Source organism: Streptomyces sp. A0958 (assembly GCF_004795035.1).
In the GTDB taxonomy this organism is placed as follows: domain Bacteria; phylum Actinomycetota; class Actinomycetes; order Streptomycetales; family Streptomycetaceae; genus Streptomyces.
Genome location: NZ_SSBK01000004.1, coordinates 170,156 through 192,132, shown reverse-complemented (window position 1 = coordinate 192,132; position 21,977 = coordinate 170,156). Strand labels below are relative to the sequence as shown.

Genomic DNA, 21,977 nt, shown 5'->3' with positions numbered 1-21,977 from the left:
GTGCGGTTACCGAGGTTCGGAGCCGAACCACACGGTGGTGGCGTTGCAGAACTCGCGGATGCCGTGTCCGGCGAGCTCGCGCCCGTAGCCCGAGCGCTTCACCCCGCCGAAGGGCAGCGCGGGGTGCGAGGCGGTCATGCCGTTGAAGAACACACCGCCCGCCGCCAGGTCGCGGATGCACCGCTCGGTCTCCTGGGCGTCGCGGGTCCATACGTTGGAGCTGAGCCCGAAGGGGGTGTCGTTGGCCAGCTCCACGGCCTCGTCCAGACTGTCCACCCGGTAGAGGGCGGCGACGGGGCCGAAGGTCTCCTCACGGTGGACGCGCATGGCGGGCGTGACCCCGGCGAGCACGGTGGGGGCGTAGAACCAGCCGTTCTCCAGCCCGCCGCCCAGGCCCTCGGGACGGCCGCCGCCGCACAGGGCGCTCGCCCCCCGGCGCACCGCGTCGTCCACCAGTTCCTCCAGATCGGCGCGGCCCTGTTCGCTGGCGAGCGGCCCGACGTCGGTGGACTCCTCCAGCGGGTCGCCTACCGCCAGGTCGTGCATGCCGACGGTGAAGCGTTCGGCGAACTCCTCGTACACCTCGGTGTGCACGATGAACCGCTTGGCGGCGATGCAGGACTGCCCGTTGTTCTGGGCCCGGGCGGTGACGGCGGTACGGGCGGCCCTGGCGACGTCCGCCGACGGCAGGACGAGGTAGGGGTCGCTGCCGCCGAGTTCCAGGACGGTGTGCTTGACCTCGTCGCCGGCGATGGAGGCGACGGAGCGTCCGGCCGGTTCGCTGCCGGTCAGGGTGGCCGCGGCCACCCGGCGGTCGCGCAGGATGCCCTCGATGGCCTTGGAGCCCACCAGGAGGGTCTGGAAGCAGCCGGCCGGGAAACCGGCGCGGTGGAAGAGATCGCCCAGGTACAGCGCGGTCTGCGGCACGTTCGACGCGTGCTTGAGCAGGCCCGTGTTGCCGGCCATGAGCGCGGGGGCAGCGAAGCGCACGACCTGCCAGAGCGGGAAGTTCCACGGCATCACGGCGAGCACGGGGCCCAGCGGCCGGTAGCGGACGAAGGCGCGGGAGGCGCCGGAGTCCTCGACGTCGGCGGGCGCGGGATGCTCGTCGGCGAGCAGTTCCTCGGCGTGGGCCGCGTACCAGCGCATCGCCTTGGCGCACTTCGCCGCCTCGGCGCGGGCGGCGGCGACGGGCTTGCCCATCTCCAGGGTCATGGTGCGCGCGATGTCCTGCTGGTCCTCGTCGAGGAGGTCGGCGGCCCGGTTGAGCAGCCGGGCGCGTTCACCGAATCCGGTGGTGCGGTACTCGCGGAAGGCGGCGTCGGCCGCGGCGAGCCGCCGCTCGATCTCGTCGGCTTCCAGCGCGTCGAACGTCCTGAGTGTCTCGCCGTTCGCGGGGTTGACCGTCGCGATGGGCATGACTGTGGCCTCCTTGCCTCGGTACTTCGACCGTGCCGCGCCGCGCGCCGGGCCGCAACGCGGGCCGTGGCACGGCACGGACCCCCGCCACCGCATACCCGGCCGGCGCGGATCATGCGTGCTGCGCACATGCGATCCGCGCCCGGGGGTGCGGTGCGGGGGCCGGTGGGCACCGTGCCGGTCCGCACGCCTCAGACGAGGGCGGGGGCGGCGTCGGGGATGGGGACGTGGACGACGGGGACGTGGACGGGCTCGTCGGTGCCTGCCGGGGCGGGCTCGGGGATCTCCGCGGCCACGGCCGGCGGGCGGCGGAACTCGCGGACGCCGGGCAGCGGCGGCAGCGGGACCAGCTCGATGTGCTGCGGCTCCTGGGCGTACCGGGTGAACCAGACGACCTTGCCCTCGGCGGTCCGGCAGGTGCCCCAGCTGTCGCTGAGGGCCATGACCCGGCTCAGGCCGCCGCCCTCGTGGAGCAGGCGCGGCATCTGCGCACCGTTGTCTGCGACGGAGACCGTGAGATGCCGTCCGGACCAGCGGAGTTCGACGACGCAGCGGTTGTCGTCACCGACATGCCGGTGGACATTGGTCAGCAGCTCCTCCACGGCCCGGCACACGGGCCGGACGTGGAGTTCGAGACTCCAGTGACGCAGGTGGGCGGCGACTATCCGTCGCAGCTGGTCCACACGGTCTGCGGAAACCTGGAGTTCGACCAGATAGTGCCGGTCGAGTGGAACGGTCATCGTCGAGGCTCCTCACATCGAGGCCCACGTACTTCGCCCCGTTGAACCAACGACCCCCGAATACGAAGAGTGAGCAGATGTCTCTTCTGGGTCACTCCACAGGGTGACCCGGCTGAGCCGGTCGCGCAACACGTCGGGCCTCGCACCCCCGGTGACCGGCGCGTTCACGCCTCCGGGGTGCGCGCGGCGGTCAGGGCAGATGGGTGAGCACCCGGTCGGGGGTGAGCGGCAGGGTGCGCAGCCGGACACCGGTGGCGTGCCGGAAGGCGTTTCCGATGGCCGCGGCGGCGCCGACGATGCCGATCTCGCCGATGCCCTTGCCGCCCATGGGGTTGAGGTGCGGGTCGTCCTCCTCGATCCAGTGCGCCCTTAGGTCGGACACGTCGGCGCAGGCGGGCACGTGGTAGGAGGCGAGGTCGCGCTCGGTGAAGTCGCCGAAGACCGGGTCCATGGTGCTGCCCTCGGTCAGCGCCATGCCGAGCCCCATGGTCATGCCGCCGATGAACTGGGAGCGTGCGGTACGGGAGTTGAGGATGCGGCCCGCCGCGAAGACGCCGAGCATGCGCCGTACCCGGACCTCGCCGGTGCGGCTGTCGACGGCGACCTCGGCGAAGTGCGCGCCGAAGGCGTGGCGGGCGTAGGGGGATTCCTCGGCGGTCTCCTCGGTGGTGTCGGCGGTGACGGTCACTCCCCCGTCGGGCAGCGGCCCGCTGTGCGCGGCGAGCCGTTCGACGAGCCCGGAGGCCGCCTTGTGCACGGCCCAGCCCCAGGAGGCGGTTCCCGAGGAGCCGCCGGCCAGCGGGGCGTCCGGCAGGTCGCTGTCGCCGATGTCGATGGTCACGTTGTCCAGCCCGGTGCGCAGCACGTCCGCGGCGATCTGCGCGAGGACGGTACGGGCCCCGGTGCCGATGTCGGTCGCGTTGACGGCGATCCGGTAGGAGCCGTCGGCGGCGGCGTGCGCCGAGGCGTGGGAGGCGCTGGCGTAGACGGGGTAGGTGGCGGAGGCGACGCCCGAGCCGAGCAGCAGGGCGCCCTCACGGCGGGTGCCGGGGGCGGGGTCGCGCTCGTGCCAGCCGAAGCGTGCGGCGCCCTCGCGCAGGCAGGCGGCCAGACCGCGGCTGCTGAAGGGCTTCCCGGAGTCGGGTTCGTCGGCCGGGTCGTTGCGCAGCCGCAGTTCGACGGGGTCCATGCCGAGTTCCGCGGCGAGTTCGTCGACGGCTGATTCGAGGGCGTACATCCCGGAGGCCTCGCCCGGGGCGCGCATCCACGAGGGGCTGGGGACGTCCAGGGCGACGACCCGGTGCACGGTCCGGCTGTCCGGTGAGCCGTACATGACGCGGGCCGGTACGGCGGCCTGCTCCACGAACTCCTTGACGGTGGAGGTGTGGGTGACGACCTCCTGGGCGACCGAGGTGAGGGTGCCGTCGGGGTGCGCCCCGAGCCTGACGCGCTGCACGGTGGGTGCCCGGTGTCCGACGAGCCCGGGCATCTGCCACCGGGGCAGCGCGAGTTCGACGGGGTGGCCGGTGTGGCGCGCGGCCATCGCGGCGAGCACGACCTGCGGGCGTGGGGTCCCCTTGGAGCCGAAGCCGCCCCCGACGTGTTCGGACACGGCGGTGACCTGGTCCGTCCGCAGCCCGAAGGCGGCGGCGAGGCTGTCGCGCACCGTGGTGGCGCCCTGGCTGGAGTCGTACACGGTGAGGTGGCCCTCGGGCGACCAGTGGGCGGTCGAGGCGTGCGGCTCCATGGGGTGGTTGTGCAGCGCCCCGAGGGTGTAGGTGACGTCGACGCGTACGGGGGACGCCTCGAAGGCCCGGTCGAAGTCGCCGCGTTCGCGGACGGCCGGGTAGCCGCCGTTGGCGTTCTCGGGGGTGTAGAGGCCGGGGTGGTCCTCGGTCAGCACGACGTCGTGCGGGGCCGTCTCGTAGGTGATGTGCAGCGCCTGGGCGCCGGCCCGGGCGCTCGCCAGGGTGTCGGCCACGACGAGCGCGACCGGCCAGCCGCGGTGGGGCACCCGGTCGTTCTGGAGGACGGCGAGGATCGGGTCGTCCGGTTCCTCGATGCGGGGCGCGTTTTCGTGGGTGAGGACGCAGTGGACGCCGGGCTGCGCCAGCGCGTCGACGGTGCGGACGGCGGTGACCCGGCCGGCCGGCACGGCGGCGGGCACGGGCCAGGCGTACAGGCAGCCGGGCAGGCCGCGCTCGGCGGCGTAGCGCGCGGCACCGGTGACCTTGTCCCGGCCCTCGCGGCGGACGGCGGGGGCGCCCAGTGGCTGGGGGGCGTGACTCATGGCGGGTCCTCGGCTCTCAAGGTCGGGCGGCGAGTTCGGCGAGGGCGTCTACGGCCAGGTGGCGGGCGAGGCGGACCTTGAACGCGTTGTCGCGCAGGGGGCGGGCCTCGGCGAGTTCGGCGTCGGCCGCCCGCAGGAAGGTGGCGTCGGTGGCGGGCGCGCCGCGGAGGATCTGTTCGGCGGTGCGGGCACGCCAGGGCCGGTGGGCGAGTCCGCCGAACGCCAGCGCGGCGTGCTCGATGTGCCCGTCGCGTACGCGCAGGACGGCGGCGACGGAGGCCAGGGCGAAGGCGTAGGAGGCGCGGTCGCGGGCCTTGCGGTAGAGGCAGGCCGTGCCGTCGGGCAGCGGCGGCAGCAGCACCTCGGTGACGAGTTCGCCCGGCCGGACGACCGTGTCGGCGTCGGGGTTGTCCCCGGGCAGCCGGTGGAAGTCGGTCACCGCCACGGTCCGTTCGCCCTCCGGTCCGTGCAGGATCACGTCCGCGTCGAGGGCGGCCAGCGCCACGGCCATGTCGGAGGGGTGGGTGGCGACGCACTCCTCGGAGTGGCCGATGACGGCGAGGTCGCGGTGGGCGCCCTCGCGGGCGGGGCAGCCGGTGCCGGGTTCGCGTTTGTTGCAGGGTTTGGTCGTGTCCTGGAAGTAGGGGCAGCGGGTGCGCTGGAGGAGGTTGCCGCCGGTGGTCGCGATGTTGCGCAGTTGCCCGGAGGCGCCCGCGAGCAGGGCCTCGGACAGGGCGGGGTAGCGGGTGCGTACGGCGGGGTGGGCGGCCAGGTCGCTGTTGCGTACGGTGGCGCCGACGCGCAGCCCGCCGTCGGCGGTGTCCGTGACCTGGTCCAGCGGCAGCCGGCTCACGTCCACGAGCATGCCGGGCGTCTCCACGCCGAGTTTCATCAGGTCGACCAGGTTGGTGCCGCCGCCCAGGAATCGGGCCCCGGGGTGGGCGGCGCACGCGCGGACCGCGTCGGTGACGGATTCGGCGCGCAGGTAGGCGAAGGGTTTCACGGCGCCACGTCCTCGATCGCCTCGACAATGCGGGGGTAGGCGCCGCACCGGCAGAGGTTGCCGCTCATCCGTTCCCGGATCTCGTCGGCGTCGAGCCGGGCCGGGGCGGCCACCGGGGCGTCGTGCGGGGTGACGTGTGAGGGGAAGCCCTGGTCGGCCTCGGCGAGGACTCCGGCGGCGGAGCAGATCTGGCCGGGTGTGCAGTAGCCGCACTGGAGCGCGTCGCGGGCCAGGAAGGCCTCCTGGAGGGGGTGCAGCCGGTCGCCGTCCGCCAGGCCCTCGATCGTGGTGATGCGGGAGCCCTCCTGCGCGACGGCCAGGAGCAGGCAGCTGTTGGCGCGGCGGCCGTCCACCAGGACGGTGCACGCGCCGCACTGGCCGTGGTCGCAGCCCTTCTTCGCCCCGGTCAGGTCCAGGTGGTGGCGCAGGGCGTCCAGGAGGGTGGTGCGGTGGTCCAGCGTCAGGGTCCGTTGCGCGCCGTTGATGCGCAGGGTCAGGGTGGCGGAGGGGACGTCGCCGGGCGCCTGCGGTTGTCCGGCGCCGCCCTCCCACCCACTGGTCGGGTCCACGTGCGGCACCTTTCGACGAAGTCACTTTGTCTGTTTTCTACCAGATAGCGAGTCGTCGTTCCGCGTCCCGCCGGGACCGGCCGCGGGCGTTCGGCCTACTTGTTCTCCAGCCGCAGCCGGACTTCTTCCTCCTGGTCGCCCGAGACGGTGCCCACGACCTGGACCGCGAAGGCGTCCGCCAGGCCCTGGCGGAGCCGGTCCACGGCCAGGTAGCCGCCCTGCACATCGGCCGTGACGGGAGCGCCGAGGGTCACGGGGCCCGAGACCGTCCGGGCCTCGGACACATCGACGGTGGCGGTCCAGGCGGTGGGCCGCTTCGCCGCGGCCTCGTGGGGGATGTCGGCCGAGGACCGGTCCGTGGTGAAGGCGGCCCTCAGCACGTCGAAGACCGTACGCGCGTCGTTCTCCGGGCAGTCGCTGACGACGACCGACACCTCCTGGTCGTGATGGCCTTCCGACGCCTGCTGCTCCTGTGTGCTGTTCACGCTGTTCCTTCCGAAGGGGTCAATGCCGTCACCTCCAGGCTTACCCCGTCAGCGGGCGGCTGCGACATGAGCGGCCCGCTCCCCCGCATTCGACGGCCGGACCGGACCGCACGCCGATCGAAACATCTTTTATGGCTATATCCACTTAAAACATGAATTCATACTCTGCCCCGAGTGACGCCTGCGTCCTGGGGTATCCGGCAAGCATGGACGTTTCGGATGGAGCCCTGAATTCCCTGGCAGTCACCCTCGCGGACGGGCGCGGAGCGACCGGAGTCGTGCTGGGCGTGATCGGCGTGCTCCTGGTGGCCATGCTGATCGGTGCTTTCTGGCTGGGCAAGCGACGGCACGACCAGGAGCTGCCCCCGCCCCGGCCGGACGAGCAGCCCGTCGGGCCGGAGCACCGCAGCCACGCCGAGCAGAACGACGTCCACGGCGACGACCACTTCCCGGTCGACGGCAGGGGCCTCTCGCCGTACGAGCTCGGGGAGAGCGGCAACGAGCCGATCCGCCACGAGGACGACGACAAGCGCGACTGACCCCCCTGCTCGGGCCTGTGCGGTGGCGGCGGGCGGCGGCACCGCGTGTTGCGGGAGCGGCCGCCCGCGGTGAGGCTGGTGAGGGCCCCGAAGGCCCCGGCACACCTGCCGCACTCCCTATGAAGGCAGTACGACCATGACCCCAAGCACCTCCGGCGCGGCGCCCGTACGCGCGGCTCTGACCGGGTCCGCGGCTCCCTGCTGGGTCAATCTCATGACCCGGGACCTGGAGTCCGCCCAGGAGTTCTACGGCCCGGTGATGGGCTGGACCTTCCGCCCCGGAAGGCTCGGCCAGGACTTCTCGGTGGCCCGTCGCGGTGACGTACCGGTCGCCGGCATCGGTGCCGTGGCCACCGCCTTCCGCGTCGCGGTGGCCTGGACGCCCTACTTCGCCGTACGGGACGCCGATGTGGCCGCTTCCCGCATCCGGGAGCGCAGCGGCACGGTGGCGGTGGGGCCGCTGGCGCTCGGCAAGGGGCGCGGCGCGCTGGCCGCCGACCGGGACGGTGCCGGGTTCGGCATCTGGGAGCGGACCGAGTCGGCGACGTCGCCGCCCGCCGCGGACGGCCATGCCCACGCGTGGCTGCGGCTGCGCACCCGGAGCGCCTTCGACGCCGCGATCTTCTACGGCGAGGTCCTGGACTGGGCGAGCGGGCTGCCGGGCGCCTGCGAGGTGGCCTACGCCAAGGACGAGGTGGTCGTGCAGTGCGGGGGGCGCGAGCTGGCGCGGATCAGCTCGGGCGCGGTCGAGGCTGCCCCCGACCCGCTGGTCCGCCCGCACTGGCAGGTGAACTTCCCCGTGGCCGACGTGGGCGTCACGATCGAGACGGCACGCGAGCGCGGGGCCTCGCTCGTGGAGGAGCTGACCCGCCCCGAGGGCCGGGAGGCGACGCTGATCGACCCGGACGGCGGACTGTTCACCGTCACGGACGTCCACCGCGCCTCGGAAGCCGGCCCGGCCTGAGAGACGCTTCAGCCGACCGGCAGGACCAGCTCGGGACGGTCCCACATCACCGCCGGGGGCGTGGCCCGTACGGTCCCGGTCCTCCGCGCGCCCGCGCCCAGGTAGAAACCCTCCGCCGGCGGGTGCGAGACGACGCGTACCGCGATCAGCCCGCGCGCGGCGGCCTCCTGGCGCAGATGACCGATCAGGAGCCGCCCGATGCCGGCGCCCTGCGCGTCGTCGGCGACGAAGAGGAGGTCCAGCTCGGGCGGGTCCAGGATCAGCGCGTAGAAGCCGAGCACCCGCTGCGTCGCCTCCTGCACGGCCGCGAAGACGGCGTGCGTCTCGATGTAGTCGGGGCCCACCCGGTATCCGGCGACCATGGGCGCGTACGGGCCCTCGTACGCGCGGGACGACCGGACCAGGCGGGTGAGACGCTTCGCGTCCCGCGTGGTCGCCCGCCGGACGCGGACCGGGCCGCCGGACGCGCGGTGGCCCGACGGCGTAACGCTTGATCTCATGGAGCGAGTATTACGCATCCGCCGCCGGGCCGTGGCCGGTGCCGGTCTCAGGAGGCACGGGCCTCGCGCCACTCCTCGACCAGGGCCGATACGTCGAACGGCTGGAGGTTGAGCAGCGGTCCGGGCGGCGGTCGGCGGACGGCCTCGCGGATCTTCTCGTTCACCTCGGTCAGCACCCGCCGCACCTCGGCCTCCGTCCGGATCTCGGGCAGCCGGGCGACGACGTCCTCGGCCTCCTTGCGCAGCGCCAGCGCCGGCGGGAGCACCGACACCCCCTCGCGCTGCATCTTCGCCTTGATCCACCACGTCTCGTCGTACGGGGCGCTCAGCGCGTCGAGCGGCTTACCGAATCCCGGCAGCCGGGAGATGTCACCACGCTGTTCGGACTCGCGGATCTGCCGATCGACCCAGGATTCGAAGCTGACGCCCGCGGGTTTGCGCTCGGTCACCGTGATTCGCCCCTCTCGGAGTGCTCCTGCTGCGGCCCTCCCAGCCTACCGAGGCACCCTGCGGGGCCCGTTGGCGGCGGGCGGTGCCCGGCGGTCGCGTACGGCACTCGAACGAGGAACGCGCGCCGACCGCGTCTCGAACGCGTCCGCAGGGGTACACGAGCGTCACGCCCGGCCGGAACGGAGCCGGGCAACGAACCGAAAGGGATGGTGGGAGTGGAACACAGCGACTTGCGGACCGACTACCGCCGGGGGTGGTGACCATGACGACCCTCGTGATCATCCTCGCGGTCGTCGTGGTGGTGGCCGCCGGGCTGTTCCTCGCCTTCGGCCGGACGACCGGCGGGCACGGGCTGCGGCGCCGCTTCGGGCCGGAGTACGAGCGTGCAGTCGCCCGGCACGACGGCGACACCAAGGCAGCCGAGCAAGAGCTGAGCGAGCGGCTGAAGCGCCACCGCTCGCTGGACGAGCGCCCGTTGACGCCGGAGGCGCGGGCCGAGTACACCGCCCGCTGGGCGCGGGTCCAGGACCGGTTCGTCGACTCGCCGCAGCAGGCGGTGGCCGACGCCGACGCGCTCCTCGCGGAGCTGGCCAGGGATCTGGGCTTCCCCGACGGGAAGGACTTCGGCGAGCAGAGCGACGCGCTCTCCGTCCACCACGCCGAACAGGTCGACGGCTACCGGCGCGTCCACGCGGCCCGGCGGGGCGAAGGCGACACCGAGGAGATGAGGGCGGCCCTGGTCGAGGCCCGCGGCCTCTTCGATGTCCTCGTGTCGAACGGCACGGACGGCCCGGCCCGCCGGGACCCCCACCACGCGGAAGGAAGTGGCACGGCATGACGAAGGACACGGACCGCACACCGCAGACCCCCGCCGCGGCTCCCGGAGAGCCCACGAACCGCCCGGTCGTCCCGGGCCCGGCCGCCGACGCCGGCACGGGGGCCGCACGCCCCTCGGACGACGCCCCGGCCCGCCCGCCGCAGATGACGACGCCTGCTTCCCCGGGCGCCACCGCCCCCTCGGGCGCCGCGGACACCGGACGCACCGCACCGGGAGCCCTGACCGGTGAAACGAACATGGGACGCACCCCACACGGCACCGCGACCGGTGAAACGGACACCGGACGTACCGCACCGGGAACCCCCACCGGTGAAACGGACACCGGACGCACGGCGTCCGGGCATGAGCCGGACAGTGGCACCCAGCGGCACAGCGCGCCCGACGCGGCGCAGCCGCTGCTCCCGACCGGTGACCAGGACAAGCTGGCCCTCCGCCTCCAGCAGGCAGTGACGGACTTCGTCGAGAGCCCGCACCGGGCGGTCGAGGAGGCCGAGTCCACCTTCGACGCGGTCGTCACCGGCCTCACGGACGCGCTGCAGGAGCGCCGCCGCACCCTGCACGTGGCGGGGCGGGACAGCGGGGACCCCGGGACGCGGACCGAGGAGCTGCGAGTCACCCTCCAGCACTACCGCGACATCACCGAACGGCTCCTGAAGGTGTGAGGGGCACGGCGCCCCCACACGGCAGCACACTGCCCCCGGCACGGAACCGTGCCGGGGGCAGTGTGCTGCACCGCCGCTACGGGCGGGCGTACACCACCAGTTCGCTGCGCAGGCGCCGCAGCGTGGGACCGGGGACGCGCAGGCAGTCGCGCACGTAGCCGTCGAGACCGCCCCAGCGCTCGTCCATGGCGTCCAGCGCCGTGTCGAGGTAGCGGGGGCGGACCTCGGTGATCGCGGAGGCGATCTCCGGGTCGCCGCCGGCGTCGAGGAAGCCCTGCACGTACGGCCGGTAGGCGGCCCGCACCACCCGGTTCACCGCGAGGAACTCCTGCCGCACGACGTCCCGCGAGGCGCCGAGGAGCAGGAGCAGTAGGGCGGCTCCCCAGCCCGCGCGGTCCTTGCCGGTCGTGCAGTGGAAGAGCACCGGGCGCGCCGCGGTGTCGGCGGCCGTGTCGATCAAGGCGCGGTAGGCGGCCGCGGCACCGGGCGAGAGCACCATCTGCCGGTAGGACTGCGCGAACATCTCCTCGGCCTTGCCGTTCCCGAGCAGCCGCTCGGCCTCGACCGGGTCCGCGAGCAGCGCGCGGAAACGGGCGGGGGCCACGCCCGGGTTGCCCCCGAACACATCGGCGACGAACAGCCGGGAGCCGGGCGGGAGGGTGTCGGGGGCCGAGCCGCGCTCGTCCGCGCTGCGCAGATCGACGACCGTACGGATACCGAGTGCGGCCACGGCCGCGTCGTCCACCGGGTCGAGTCCGCTGAGCCGGCCGGAGCGCAGCACCACGCTCTGGCGCACCTGCCGGCCGGGGCCCAGGGTGATGCCTCCCAGATCGCGCAGATTGAGGGCGGAAGCGGTCGGGACGGCCCTGACGGTTTGCACGATGGATTTCCCCTTTTCCCCGACACGAATCCGAATGGAATTTTCGGCCTGGCCGGATCAAAAATCGCATGATGTCGGCAAATCGACAAAGTAAAACGCCGGTCCCCGCCCCGCGCAGCCCTCACGTTGCCGGAAAGGCGACGGCGAACCACTCCACTGGTCCCACAGCCACGGGCGTGTCCCCTCCGGATGGATGGACTGCCAGCAGCATAACTTCGGGCATTCAGTGGCGCACTGTGGCAAAGCGCCACATAGGGAAAGGAGCGGCCGGGCGACAGTGCGTGAAGGATCAAGTGCGGTGAGGGAGGGCAAGGTCACAGGCCGACGCACTGCTGCTCCCATAGGACCTGACCTAGCATCTGGGCCATGACGGTCCAGCCTGCTGACGGGCTTTCGCTGGCCGCCGGATTCCCTGACCCCGCCCATGAGCAATGGCAGAGCCTCGTCGAGGGTGTGCTTCGCAAATCGGGCAAGGACGTCTCGGGACCGGCCGCCGAGAAAGCGCTGTCCACCACGGTGGAGGACGGGCTCATCACCCGGCCCCTCTACACCTCGCGCGACGACGCGCCCGATGCCGGTCTCCCGGGTTTCGCACCCTTCACCCGCGGCAGCAAGCCCGAGGGGTCCACCACGGACGGCTGGGGAGTACGCCAGCGGCACACGTCCACGGACCCCGCCCGGCTCAACGAGGCCGTGCTCACGGATCTCGAGAACGGCGTCACCTCGCTGTGGCTGGCCGTGGGCGGCGCCGACGGCGTACCGGTGTCGGGTCTGGCGCGGGCGCTGGACGGCGTCCTCCTCGACCTGGCGCCCATCATCCTCGACGCGGGCGCCGAACTGGACGCTGCGGCAACCGAGTTGCTGCGACTGCACACGGAGCGCGGGGTATCGGCGCAGCAGGTGCGGGGCAGTCTCGGTGCCGATCCGCTGGGGCGGGCCGCGCGCACCGGCACCGAGCCGGAGTGGGCGGAGGCCGTCCGCTGGGCGCGGCGCTGCGCGCAGGAGTACCCCGGGCTGCGGGCGATCGTCGTGGACGCGATGCCGTACCACGAGGCAGGCGGTTCGGCGGCCCAGGAGCTGGGCAGTTCGCTGGCCACCGGTGTCGCCTGTCTGCGGGCGCTGACCGACGCGGGGCTCGGCCTCGAAGAGGCGTGCGGGCAGCTGGAGTTCCGGTACGCGGCCACCGCCGACCAGTTCCTGACGATCGCCAAGCTGCGCGCGGCGCGCCGGCTGTGGGCGCGGGTCGCCGAGGCCTGCGGGGCTCCGGGCGCGGGCGCTCAGCGGCAGCACGCGGTGACGTCGCCGGTGATGATGACGCGGCGCGACCCGTGGGTGAACATGCTGCGCACCACGCTGGCGAGTCTCGGCGCGGGCGTGGGCGGAGCCGACGCGGTGACCGTGCTGCCCTTCGATCACGCGCTGGGCCTGCCCGACGCGTTCGCCCGGCGCATCGCCCGCAACACCTCGACGATCCTGCTGGAGGAGTCGCATCTGGCCCGGGTCATCGACCCGGCCGGCGGTTCCTGGTACGTGGAGCGGCTGACCGACGAACTCGCGGGCGCCGCTTGGGCGTTCTTCCAGGAGATCGAGCGGGCGGGCGGCCAGGCGGCCGCGCTCGGCTCGGGGCTGGTCGCGGAGCGGATCGCGGCCACGTGGGAGGCGCGCAGCAAGGACCTGGCGCGGCGCAAGGAGCCGATCACCGGAGTCAGCGAGTTCCCGCTGCTGAACGAACGCCCGGTGGAGCGCGAGCCCGCGCCGTCGGCCCCCGTGGGCGGCGGACTTCCCGTGGTCCGGCGCGACGAGGCGTTCGAGGCGTTGCGGGCCCGCTCGGACGCCCATCTGGCGGCGACCGGCAGCCGGCCCCGGGTGTTCATCGCGGCGCTCGGCCCGGCGGCGGCGCACACCGCGCGGGCCTCGTTCGCCGCGAATCTGTTCCAGGCGGGCGGCATCGAGCCCGTGCACGAGCCGGTGCGGGTGGACGCGTCGTCGGTGGGCGAGGCCCTCGCGGCTTCGGGGGCGGACGTGGCGTGCCTGTGCTCCACCGACGCGCTCTACGCCGAACAGGCCGCCGAGGTCGCCCAGGCACTGGTCGCGGCGGGTGCGCGGCGCGTGTACCTGGCGGGGCGGCCCGCCGACTACACCGGCGTCGACGCATACGTCTTCGCCGGCTGCGACGCGGTGGCCGTGCTCTCTTCCCTTCTCGACCGTATGGGCGTGGCGTAATGCGGATCATCCCCGAATTCTCCGACATCGAGCTCGGTCCGGGCGGCGGCACCGAGGTGACCGAGGACCAGTGGCGTGCCGCGGTCAAGGAGTCCTCCGGCAGCTCCGACGGCGACCTGCTGTGGGAGACCCCGGAAGGTATCGCGGTCAAGCCGTTGTACACCGGCCATGATCTGGAGGGGCTGGACTTCCTCCATACGTATCCGGGTGTGGCGCCTTATCTGCGCGGTCCGTATCCGACGATGTACGTCAATCAGCCCTGGACGATCCGGCAGTACGCGGGGTTCTCCACCGCCGAGGAGTCCAACGCCTTCTACCGCCGTAACCTGGCGGCCGGGCAGAAGGGCCTGTCGGTCGCCTTCGACCTGCCGACCCACCGCGGTTACGACAGCGACCACCCCCGGGTGACGGGTGACGTCGGCATGGCGGGGGTGGCGATCGACTCGATCTACGACATGCGCCAGCTGTTCGACGGCATCCCGCTGGACCGGATGTCGGTGTCGATGACGATGAACGGCGCGGTGCTGCCGGTACTCGCCCTGTACATCGTGGCCGCCGAGGAACAGGGCGTGCCGCCCGAGAGGCTGGCCGGGACCATTCAGAACGACATTCTGAAGGAGTTCATGGTCCGCAACACCTACATCTATCCGCCGAAGCCCTCGATGCGGATCATCTCCGACATCTTCTCCTACACCTCGAGGAAGATGCCGCGCTACAACTCGATCTCCATCTCCGGCTACCACATCCAGGAGGCCGGGGCCACAGCCGACCTGGAACTGGCCTACACCCTGGCCGACGGGGTGGAGTACCTGCGGGCCGGACGGGACGCCGGCCTCGACGTCGACGCGTTCGCGCCCCGGCTCTCCTTCTTCTGGGCGATCGGCATGAACTTCTTCATGGAGATCGCCAAACTGCGGGCAGCCCGCCTCCTCTGGGCCAAACTCGTCAGACAGTTCGAACCGAAAAACCCCAAATCACTGTCCCTGCGCACCCATTCGCAGACCTCCGGCTGGTCACTGACCGCACAGGACGTCTTCAACAACGTCACACGTACGTGTGTGGAAGCAATGGCCGCGACACAGGGCCACACCCAGTCACTGCACACCAACGCCCTCGACGAAGCACTCGCCCTGCCCACCGACTTCTCCGCACGCATCGCCCGCAACACCCAGCTCCTCCTCCAGCAGGAATCCGGCACCGGCCGCGTCATCGACCCCTGGGGCGGCAGCGCCTACGTCGAGAAACTCACATACGACCTCGCACGCCGCGCCTGGCAGCACATCGAGGAGGTCGAGGCCGCCGGCGGCATGGCCAAGGCCATCGACGCCGGCATCCCCAAACTCCGCATCGAGGAAGCCGCCGCCCGCACCCAGGCACGCATCGACTCCGGACGCCAGCCCGTCATCGGCGTCAACAAATACCGCGTCCAGACCGACGAACAGATCGACGTCCTCAAAGTCGACAACACCTCCGTCCGCACCCAGCAAATCGAAAAACTGCGCCGACTGCGCGAGGAGCGCGACGAGGCCGCCTGCCGGCACGCGCTGCGGGCCCTGACCCAGGCCGCGCAGGGCGACGGCAATCTGCTGGAACTGGCCGTGAGCGCCGCCCGCGCGATGGCGACGGTGGGCGAGATCTCCGACGCGCTGGAGAAGGTCTACGGACGGCACGCGGGCCAGATCCGTACGATCTCCGGGGTGTACCGCAACGAGGCAGGGGAGTCGCCGTCCGTGGACCGTACCCGCGCGCTGGTCGACGCGTTCGAGGAGGCGGAGGGGCGGCGTCCGCGCATCCTGGTCGCCAAGATGGGCCAGGACGGGCACGACCGGGGCCAGAAGGTCATCGCTACCGCCTTCGCCGACCTCGGCTTCGACGTGGACGTCGGCCCGCTGTTCCAGACGCCGGGCGAGGTCGCCCGCCAGGCGGTCGAAGCGGACGTGCACATCGTGGGCGTCTCCTCCCTGGCCGCCGGCCACCTCACGCTCGTACCGGCGCTCCGCGAGGAGTTGGCCGCCGAGGGGCGTGAGGACATCATGATCGTGGTGGGCGGGGTGATTCCGCCGCAGGACGTCGAGGCGCTGCTGGAGGCGGGGGCCGCGGCCGTGTTCCCGCCCGGGACGGTGATCCCGGAGGCGGCGCACGACCTGGTGACGCGCCTCGGTTCCGCTCTCGGTCACGAGCTGTGAGCCGCTGACCGATGGCCCCGAGGATCGATCTCGACAGTTATGTGAAGGGGGTGCTCGACGGGAAGCGCGCGCACATCGCGCGCGCCATCACCCTCGTCGAGTCCACCCGCCCCGACCACCGGGCGCTGGCGCAGGAGCTGCTGCGCGAACTGCTGCCGCACTCCGGCAACGCCCGGCGCGTCGGCATCAGCGGTGTGCCCGGGGTCGGCAAGTCGACGTTCATCGACGCGCTCGGCACCATGCTCACCGGGCTCGGACACCGGGTCGCGGTGCTGGCCGTCGACCCCTCCTCCAGCCGTACCGGCGGCTCCATCCTGGGCGACAAGACCCGGATGGAGCGGCTGGCGGTGGACCCGGCCGCTTTCGTACGCCCCTCCCCCACCGCCGGCACCCTGGGCGGGGTGGCGAAGGCGACCCGCGAGTCCGTCGTGGTGATGGAGGCGGCGGGGTACGACGTCGTGCTGGTGGAGACGGTCGGTGTCGGCCAGTCGGAGACGGCGGTCGCCAACATGGTCGACACGTTCCTGCTGCTGACCCTGGCGCGCACAGGCGACCAGTTGCAGGGCATCAAGAAGGGCGTCCTGGAGCTCGCGGACGCCATCGCGGTGAACAAGGCCGACGGCCCCCACGAGCGCGACGCGCGCGCCGCCGCCCGTGAACTCGCGGGCGCGCTCCGGCTGATGCACCCGGCGGACGCGGCATGGACCCCACCGGTCCTGACGTGCAGCGCCCGCGAGTCGAGCGGGCTCGACACGCTGTGGGAGCGGCTGGAACAGCACCGGACGCTGCTGGAGTCGACCGGCCGGCTCGCGCGGAAGCGCAGCGAGCAGCAGGTCGACTGGACCTGGACGATGGTGCGGGACGAGCTGCTGGAGAGCCTGCGCGGCCACGCCGGGGTGCGTGCGCTGGCGCCGGAGCTCGAACAGCGGGTGCGGGAGGGGACGCTGCCGGCGACCCTGGCCGCCGAACAGATCCTGGACGTGTTCCGGGGGTCCGGGCCCCCGGCCTGACCAGCCGGAACACCCGAACCGCCAAGCCGTCCGGCCCTCTGTGGCCGGGCGGCTTTCGCGGTCCCGCCCGGTGGGCGTGGTACATTGCCATCGGTACCTGTGCACGTCTCGTTCCGCAGACGCCGGTGCCGTTTCATTTTCTCTCACGCTGACGCGCCCGTCGCTTCCGACCGGCGATCCAGCTTCGTCACACCGCTTCCCAGTCCGGTTCGGACTCCTCCACCGGGCTTTCCCGCCCGTCGTCCGGGGCGTGATCATCCGCCCCCGTCTCTGCCGGGCCCTTCATTCGCATGTCCGCGAAAGGACCACCCGCATGACCACCACACTCGAACACCCCGTCACCTCCCGGCCCGCGGCCCCCACGGCCGCCGCCGGCATCCTCGACGTCACGCCCCAGGGGAACGGCGCCCTGCGCTCGCCCCAGGGGCACCCCGCTCCCCGCGACGTACAGGTCTCCTCGGCGCTCATCCGCCGGCACGGCCTGCGCAAGGGCGACGTCGTCGAGGGCCACTGCGAACGCGCCCGCTCCCTGAGCACCGTCGAACGCGTCAACGGCCTTCCCCCGCAAGCCCTTCGGGGCCGCCCGCACTTCCGCGACCTCACCCCGCTCCACCCCCGGCAGCGACTGCGCCTGGAGAGCCCGTCCGGCAGCCCGTCGACCCGGATCGTCGATCTCGTCGCCCCGGTCGGCAAGGGACAGCGCGGCCTGATCGTCGCCCCGCCCAGGACCGGCAAGACGGTCCTGCTCCAGCAGATCGCGGCCTCCGTCGCCGAGAACCACCCCGAGAGCCATCTGATGGTGGTGCTCCTGGACGAACGGCCGGAAGAGGTCACCGACATGCGCCGCTCGGTACGCGGCGAGGTCTACGCCTCGACGTTCGACCGCCCCGCCAAGGAGCACATCGCCCTCGCCGAACTCGCCCTCGCACGCGCCGAGCGGCTGGTCGAGCAGGGCCGGGACGTCGTCATGCTGCTCGACTCGCTCACCCGGCTCTGCCGGGCCCACAACAACGCGGCGGGCAGCGGCGGGCGCACCCTCAGCGGCGGTGTGGACGCCGCGGCCCTGCTCGGCCCCAAGCGCCTCTTCGGGGCCGCCCGCCTCACCGAGGAGGGCGGCTCCCTGACCATCCTGGCGACCGCGCTCGTCGAGACCGGCTCCCGGGCCGACGAGTACTTCTTCGAGGAGCTGAAGGGCACCGGCAACATGGAGCTCCGGCTCGACCGCTCACTGGCCGAGAAGCGCGTCCACCCGGCGGTGAACATCGCCGCTTCCGGCACCCGCCGCGACGAACTCCTCGTACCTGCCGCCGAGTTGGCCGCTGTACGGGGGCTGCGCCGGGCCCTGCACGGCCGGGACGCGCAGACGTCCCTGGAGACCTTGCTGGACCGCGTCCGGCGCACCCCGGACAACGCCGCGTTCCTGCGGCTGATCCACACCACCGTCCCGGCCTCCTGACCGGCGCGCCCGGGTCACATCCGGGCGTGCAGCGCGGCGGTGTGCTTGCGGACCTGCTCCGGGGTGAGGTAGCTGTCGGTGTACTCGAAGTCCCGCAGCGTCGCCGGTTTGCGCATCTGGAACCCGGTGCGCACGAAGTCGTCGCCGGCGGCGGCGTTGATCAGCCAGTTCGCCATGACGCGGGCCTTGGCCACGTTGGTCCGCAGGGCCGTCCAGTGGTAGCCCCGGGCCACGGCCTGGGCGCCGATCCCGTGCATCTCGATGCCGAGGGGCTTGGAGACGGCGTCCTTGCCGCCGAGGTCCACGACGAGCCCGAGGTCCTTGTGGACGTAGGGCTGGAGCGGCTGGTTGCGGAGTGCCGCCAGGAGGTTGTCGGCGAGCTTGCGGCCCTGGCGGATGGCGTGCTGGGCGGTGGGCGGGCAGACAGCGCCGTCGCCCTTGGCCAGGTCGGGCACGGCGGCCACGTCACCGAGCGCGAACATGCCGTCGTTGCCCGGCAGCGCCATCTCGGGGGTCACGGCGAGCCGGCCCTTCACGGTCTCCGCGTCGAAGGTGCTCACCAGCGGACTGGCGGCGACTCCGGCCGTCCAGATCAGCGTCCGGCACGGCAGCACCCGCCCGTCGGTGAACTTCACGGTGTCGGGCCCCGCCTCGGCGATCGACACCCCGAGCGACACCTCGATCCCCCGGTCGCGCAGCACCTTCAGGGCGCTGTTGCCGAGCTTGTCGCCCAGTTCGGGCATGAGCTTGGGCGCGATGTCGATCAGGTGCCACTTGATGAGCTTCGGGTCGAGGCGGGGGTAGTGCCGGAGCGCGTTGGTGGTGAGCCGCTGGAGGCAGGCCGCGGTCTCGGTGCCCGCGTACCCGCCGCCGACCACGACGAACTGGAGCCGCGAGGCCCGCTCCTCCTCGTCGTTGCTGGCGTCCGCCAGGTCTAGCTGCGCGATCACGTGGTCGCGTACGTAGGCGGCCTCGGCCAGCGTCTTCATGCCGCGCGCGTTGTCGAGGAGCCCGGGGATGTCGAAGGTGCGGGTGACGCTGCCGGGACTGAGTACGAGGTAGTCGTACGGTTCGTCCACGATCTCGTCGGTGATCTTGCGAACCACGCACACCTTGGCCTTGGGGTCCACCCCGATGGCCCCGCCGGGGATGATGCGGGTGCGGTGGCGGCTGCTGCGGCGCAGGGACACCGCGACGGACTGGGGGGTCAGTACACCCGAGGCCACCTGGGGCAGCAGGGGCAGGTAGAGCTGGTACGAGAACGGGGCGACGAGCGCGACGTCCGCCTCACCCGGGCGCAGCCCCCGCTCCAGTCGGCGTACGCACTCGACCCCGGCGAAACCGGCTCCGACAACGAGAATCCTGGGTCGTGCCACAGTGATCGTCCCTTCTGGGGGTCTGCACGGTCGTCCGTTCGCCTGCCCCGTCACACGCGCCCGTCACCTCTCATCTTCACGACAGGGGTGCGAGTCCGCCTGCTGGGACGGCAGAACGGACGACCTCACCGCTCATCTCGCCAGGTATGTCACCACGCCGCAGGCCCCGCCCGCCGCGCCCGCGCACACCACAGCGGTGGCGACACAGCGGGCGCGGAGCCTTCGGTAGCGCTCGGTGTACTCGCCGCGCAGCTGCATGGCGCGGGCGGAGATGCGGGCCAGGATCACCCGCGAGTCGGCCGTCCGCTCCGCGGTGTAGACCCGCTCCACGTCCTCGCGCTGGGCCGTCGTGAGCCAGGGCAGCTGGTCGGTGAAGCGGCGGGCGAGCCTGCGTGCCTGCTCGACCTCGGCGTTCCACAGCAGGTAGCCCTCCATCTGGGCCAGCCCCCGGGCGCTCTCGGTGTCCGGGCCGGAGGCGGCCCGGTTCTCCTTTCCGCCGTCCCTGGCGCTCACGCCTGCTTGTCCCCCGGTGCCACCGTCACGGAACGGTCGGGGCGGGTGGCCGCCTCCTCCAGCTCACGCACGGCCGGGTGGTGCAGGTCGAAGGCCGGGGACTCGGAGCGGATACGGGGCAGGGTGACGAAGTTGTGGCGCGGCGGCGGGCAGGAGGTCGCCCACTCCAGCGAACGGCCGTAGCCCCACGGGTCGTCGACCTCGATCTTCTTGCCGTACTTGGCGGTCTTCCACACGTTGTACAGGAAGGGCAGCATCGACAGCCCGAGCAGGAACGAGGAGATCGTCGAGATCGTGTTCAGCGCGGTGAAGCCGTCCGCGGCGAGGTAGTCCGCGTAACGCCGCGGCATGCCCTCCGCGCCCAGCCAGTGCTGCACCAGGAACGTGCCGTGGAAGCCCACGAACAGCGTCCAGAAGGTCATCTTGCCGAGCCGCTCGTCCAGCATCTTGCCGGTGAACTTCGGCCACCAGAAATGGAACCCTGCGAACATCGCGAACACCACCGTGCCGAAGACGACGTAGTGGAAGTGCGCGACCACGAAGTACGAGTCGGAGACGTGGAAGTCGAGCGGCGGGGACGCCAGGATCACACCGGTCAGACCGCCGAAGAGGAAGGTCATGAGGAAGCCGACCGACCACAGCATCGGTGTCTCGAAAGAGAGCGAGCCGTGCCACATCGTGCCGATCCAGTTGAAGAACTTCACCCCGGTCGGCACCGCGATGAGGAACGTCATGAACGAGAAGAACGGCAGCAGCACCCCGCCGGTGACGTACATGTGGTGCGCCCACACCGTGATCGAGAGGCCGGCGATGGCGATCGTCGCGCCGATCAGGCCGATGTAGCCGAAGATCGGTTTGCGGCTGAAGACCGGGATGATCTCGGAGACGATACCGAAGAACGGCAGGGCGATGATGTACACCTCGGGATGGCCGAAGAACCAGAAGAGGTGTTGCCACAGCAGCGCTCCGCCATTGGTGGCGTCGAAGACGTGCGCGCCGAACTTGCGGTCCGCCTCCAGCGCCAGGAGCGCGGCGGCGAGCACCGGGAAGGCCAGCAGGACCAGCACACCGGTCAGCAGGACGTTCCAGACGAAGATCGGCATGCGGAACATCGTCATGCCGGGAGCGCGCATGCAGATGATCGTGGTGATGAAGTTGACCGAACCGAGGATCGTGCCGAAGCCGGAGAAGGCCAGACCCATGATCCACATGTCGGCGCCGACACCCGGCGAACGGACCGCGTCCGAGAGCGGGGAGTAGGCGAACCACCCGAAGTCGGCCGCACCCTGCGGGGTGAGGAAGCCGGCCACCGCGATGATCGAGCCGAAGAGGTACAGCCAGTACGCGAACATGTTCAGCCGCGGGAACGCCACGTCGGGCGCGCCGATCTGCAGCGGCATGATCCAGTTCGCGAATCCGGCGAACAGCGGCGTCGCGAACATCAGCAGCATGATCGTGCCGTGCATCGTGAACGCCTGGTTGAACTGCTCGCTCGACATGATCTGCATGCCGGGACGGGCCAGTTCCGCCCGCATGAAGAGCGCGAGCAGCCCGCCGCCGAGGAAGAACGCGAACGAGGTGACCAGGTACATCGTGCCGATCGTCTTGTGGTCAGTGGTGGTCAGCCACTTGATGACGACGTTGCCGGGCGTCCTGCCGTGCACCGGTAGCTCATTGGCGTACGATTCCTCGTCCTCCGCCGTACCTGCTGTGCCCGTCGTCGCCACAGGGCCACTCCTTCGGTCTGGTCATCCGCGCGTTACCGGATGCAGCAAACCAGTGAAGCGGCCCCCGCGCGCGGCCCGGCACCCGCCGGGGCGCGACTTTCACCCGTCAGGGTGGTCGCACGGGAACGACACTGCCCCGGCTCGGCG

Annotated in this window: 20 protein-coding genes; 8 read left to right on the top strand and 12 right to left on the bottom strand. The window is 71.9% G+C overall.

What is annotated here, in order from left to right; translation table 11 throughout:
- Positions 1-6 precede the first annotated feature (6 nt).
- The 6 genes from E6P78_RS06095 to E6P78_RS06070 form a co-directional block, all read right to left on the bottom strand.
- Positions 7-1,419, bottom strand: a complete 1,413-nt coding sequence (locus tag E6P78_RS06095) for an NADP-dependent succinic semialdehyde dehydrogenase (RefSeq protein ID WP_136202462.1) — start codon at positions 1,417-1,419, stop codon at positions 7-9.
- 191 nt (positions 1,420-1,610) lie between these two features.
- Positions 1,611-2,159, bottom strand: coding sequence for an ATP-binding protein (locus tag E6P78_RS06090; protein WP_136202461.1), 549 nt, complete (start codon positions 2,157-2,159; stop codon positions 1,611-1,613).
- A 190-nt stretch (positions 2,160-2,349) separates the two neighbouring features.
- Positions 2,350-4,449: a xanthine dehydrogenase family protein molybdopterin-binding subunit gene (locus E6P78_RS06085; RefSeq protein WP_136202460.1), complete on the bottom strand. Its 2,100-nt coding sequence runs from the start codon at positions 4,447-4,449 to the stop codon at positions 2,350-2,352.
- Between the two features lie 16 nt (positions 4,450-4,465).
- On the bottom strand, positions 4,466-5,452 hold the full coding sequence (locus tag E6P78_RS06080; RefSeq protein WP_136202459.1) for a xanthine dehydrogenase family protein subunit M: 987 nt from the start codon (positions 5,450-5,452) through the stop codon (positions 4,466-4,468).
- Positions 5,449-6,021: a 2Fe-2S iron-sulfur cluster-binding protein gene (locus tag E6P78_RS06075; RefSeq protein ID WP_136202458.1), complete on the bottom strand. Its 573-nt coding sequence runs from the start codon at positions 6,019-6,021 to the stop codon at positions 5,449-5,451. Before E6P78_RS06075 ends, E6P78_RS06080 begins: the two co-directional genes overlap by 4 nt.
- Before the next feature lie 95 nt (positions 6,022-6,116).
- Positions 6,117-6,506 carry a hypothetical protein gene (locus E6P78_RS06070; RefSeq protein WP_136202457.1) on the bottom strand — a complete coding sequence of 130 codons (390 nt, stop codon included), beginning with the start codon at positions 6,504-6,506 and terminating at the stop codon, positions 6,117-6,119.
- Positions 6,507-6,712: 206 nt separating this feature from the next.
- On the opposite strand from E6P78_RS06070, the gene E6P78_RS06065 reads away from it, so the two are divergent.
- The gene (locus E6P78_RS06065; protein ID WP_136202456.1) at positions 6,713-7,045 is read left to right on the top strand and encodes a DUF6479 family protein; all 333 of its coding nucleotides are present in this window, start codon (positions 6,713-6,715) and stop codon (positions 7,043-7,045) included.
- Between the two features lie 136 nt (positions 7,046-7,181).
- Positions 7,182-8,009, top strand: a complete 828-nt coding sequence (locus E6P78_RS06060; RefSeq protein ID WP_136202455.1) for a VOC family protein — start codon at positions 7,182-7,184, stop codon at positions 8,007-8,009.
- Positions 8,010-8,017: 8 nt separating this feature from the next.
- Here E6P78_RS06060 and E6P78_RS06055 read toward each other — a convergent pair whose 3' ends face one another.
- Positions 8,018-8,509, bottom strand: a complete 492-nt coding sequence (locus tag E6P78_RS06055; protein WP_136202454.1) for a GNAT family N-acetyltransferase — start codon at positions 8,507-8,509, stop codon at positions 8,018-8,020.
- A 47-nt stretch (positions 8,510-8,556) separates the two neighbouring features.
- Positions 8,557-8,958, bottom strand: a complete 402-nt coding sequence (locus tag E6P78_RS06050; RefSeq protein WP_136202453.1) for a DUF1992 domain-containing protein — start codon at positions 8,956-8,958, stop codon at positions 8,557-8,559.
- 263 nt (positions 8,959-9,221) lie between these two features.
- Here E6P78_RS06050 and E6P78_RS06045 point away from each other — a divergent pair, with 263 nt between their 5' ends.
- Positions 9,222-9,797 (top strand): hypothetical protein, encoded by a 576-nt coding sequence (locus tag E6P78_RS06045; RefSeq protein ID WP_206307734.1) that lies wholly within the window; start codon positions 9,222-9,224, stop codon positions 9,795-9,797.
- A complete protein-coding gene (locus E6P78_RS06040) occupies positions 9,794-10,459 on the top strand; it encodes a hypothetical protein (protein ID WP_136202451.1) in 666 nt (221 codons plus the stop codon). The genes E6P78_RS06045 and E6P78_RS06040 overlap by 4 nt, the downstream gene beginning before the upstream one ends.
- A gap of 76 nt (positions 10,460-10,535) precedes the next feature.
- Here the strand turns inward: E6P78_RS06040 and E6P78_RS06035 are convergent, their stop codons facing one another.
- Positions 10,536-11,339: a tyrosine-protein phosphatase gene (locus E6P78_RS06035; protein WP_136202450.1), complete on the bottom strand. Its 804-nt coding sequence runs from the start codon at positions 11,337-11,339 to the stop codon at positions 10,536-10,538.
- A gap of 366 nt (positions 11,340-11,705) precedes the next feature.
- On the opposite strand from E6P78_RS06035, the gene mutA reads away from it, so the two are divergent.
- The 4 genes from mutA to rho all read left to right on the top strand — a co-directional run bounded on the left by mutA (position 11,706) and on the right by rho (position 18,214).
- Positions 11,706-13,562 carry a methylmalonyl-CoA mutase small subunit gene (gene mutA, locus E6P78_RS06030; RefSeq protein WP_136202449.1) on the top strand — a complete coding sequence of 619 codons (1,857 nt, stop codon included), beginning with the start codon at positions 11,706-11,708 and terminating at the stop codon, positions 13,560-13,562.
- Positions 13,562-15,748, top strand: coding sequence for a methylmalonyl-CoA mutase (gene scpA, locus E6P78_RS06025; RefSeq protein WP_136202448.1), 2,187 nt, complete (start codon positions 13,562-13,564; stop codon positions 15,746-15,748). Before mutA ends, scpA begins: the two co-directional genes overlap by 1 nt.
- A gap of 11 nt (positions 15,749-15,759) precedes the next feature.
- The gene (gene meaB / locus E6P78_RS06020; RefSeq protein WP_136202447.1) at positions 15,760-16,758 is read left to right on the top strand and encodes a methylmalonyl Co-A mutase-associated GTPase MeaB; all 999 of its coding nucleotides are present in this window, start codon (positions 15,760-15,762) and stop codon (positions 16,756-16,758) included.
- A 313-nt stretch (positions 16,759-17,071) separates the two neighbouring features.
- Positions 17,072-18,214: a transcription termination factor Rho gene (rho, locus tag E6P78_RS06015; RefSeq protein WP_240799081.1), complete on the top strand. Its 1,143-nt coding sequence runs from the start codon at positions 17,072-17,074 to the stop codon at positions 18,212-18,214.
- Between the two features lie 14 nt (positions 18,215-18,228).
- On the opposite strand, the gene E6P78_RS06010 is transcribed toward rho, so the two are convergent.
- From E6P78_RS06010 to ctaD, 3 genes are all read right to left on the bottom strand, one after another.
- Positions 18,229-19,590, bottom strand: a complete 1,362-nt coding sequence (locus E6P78_RS06010; protein WP_136202445.1) for an NAD(P)/FAD-dependent oxidoreductase — start codon at positions 19,588-19,590, stop codon at positions 18,229-18,231.
- Positions 19,591-19,722: 132 nt separating this feature from the next.
- Positions 19,723-20,025, bottom strand: coding sequence for a hypothetical protein (locus tag E6P78_RS06005; protein ID WP_168712573.1), 303 nt, complete (start codon positions 20,023-20,025; stop codon positions 19,723-19,725).
- 74 nt (positions 20,026-20,099) lie between these two features.
- Positions 20,100-21,830: a cytochrome c oxidase subunit I gene (gene ctaD, locus E6P78_RS06000; RefSeq protein ID WP_136202443.1), complete on the bottom strand. Its 1,731-nt coding sequence runs from the start codon at positions 21,828-21,830 to the stop codon at positions 20,100-20,102.
- Positions 21,831-21,977 lie beyond the last annotated feature (147 nt).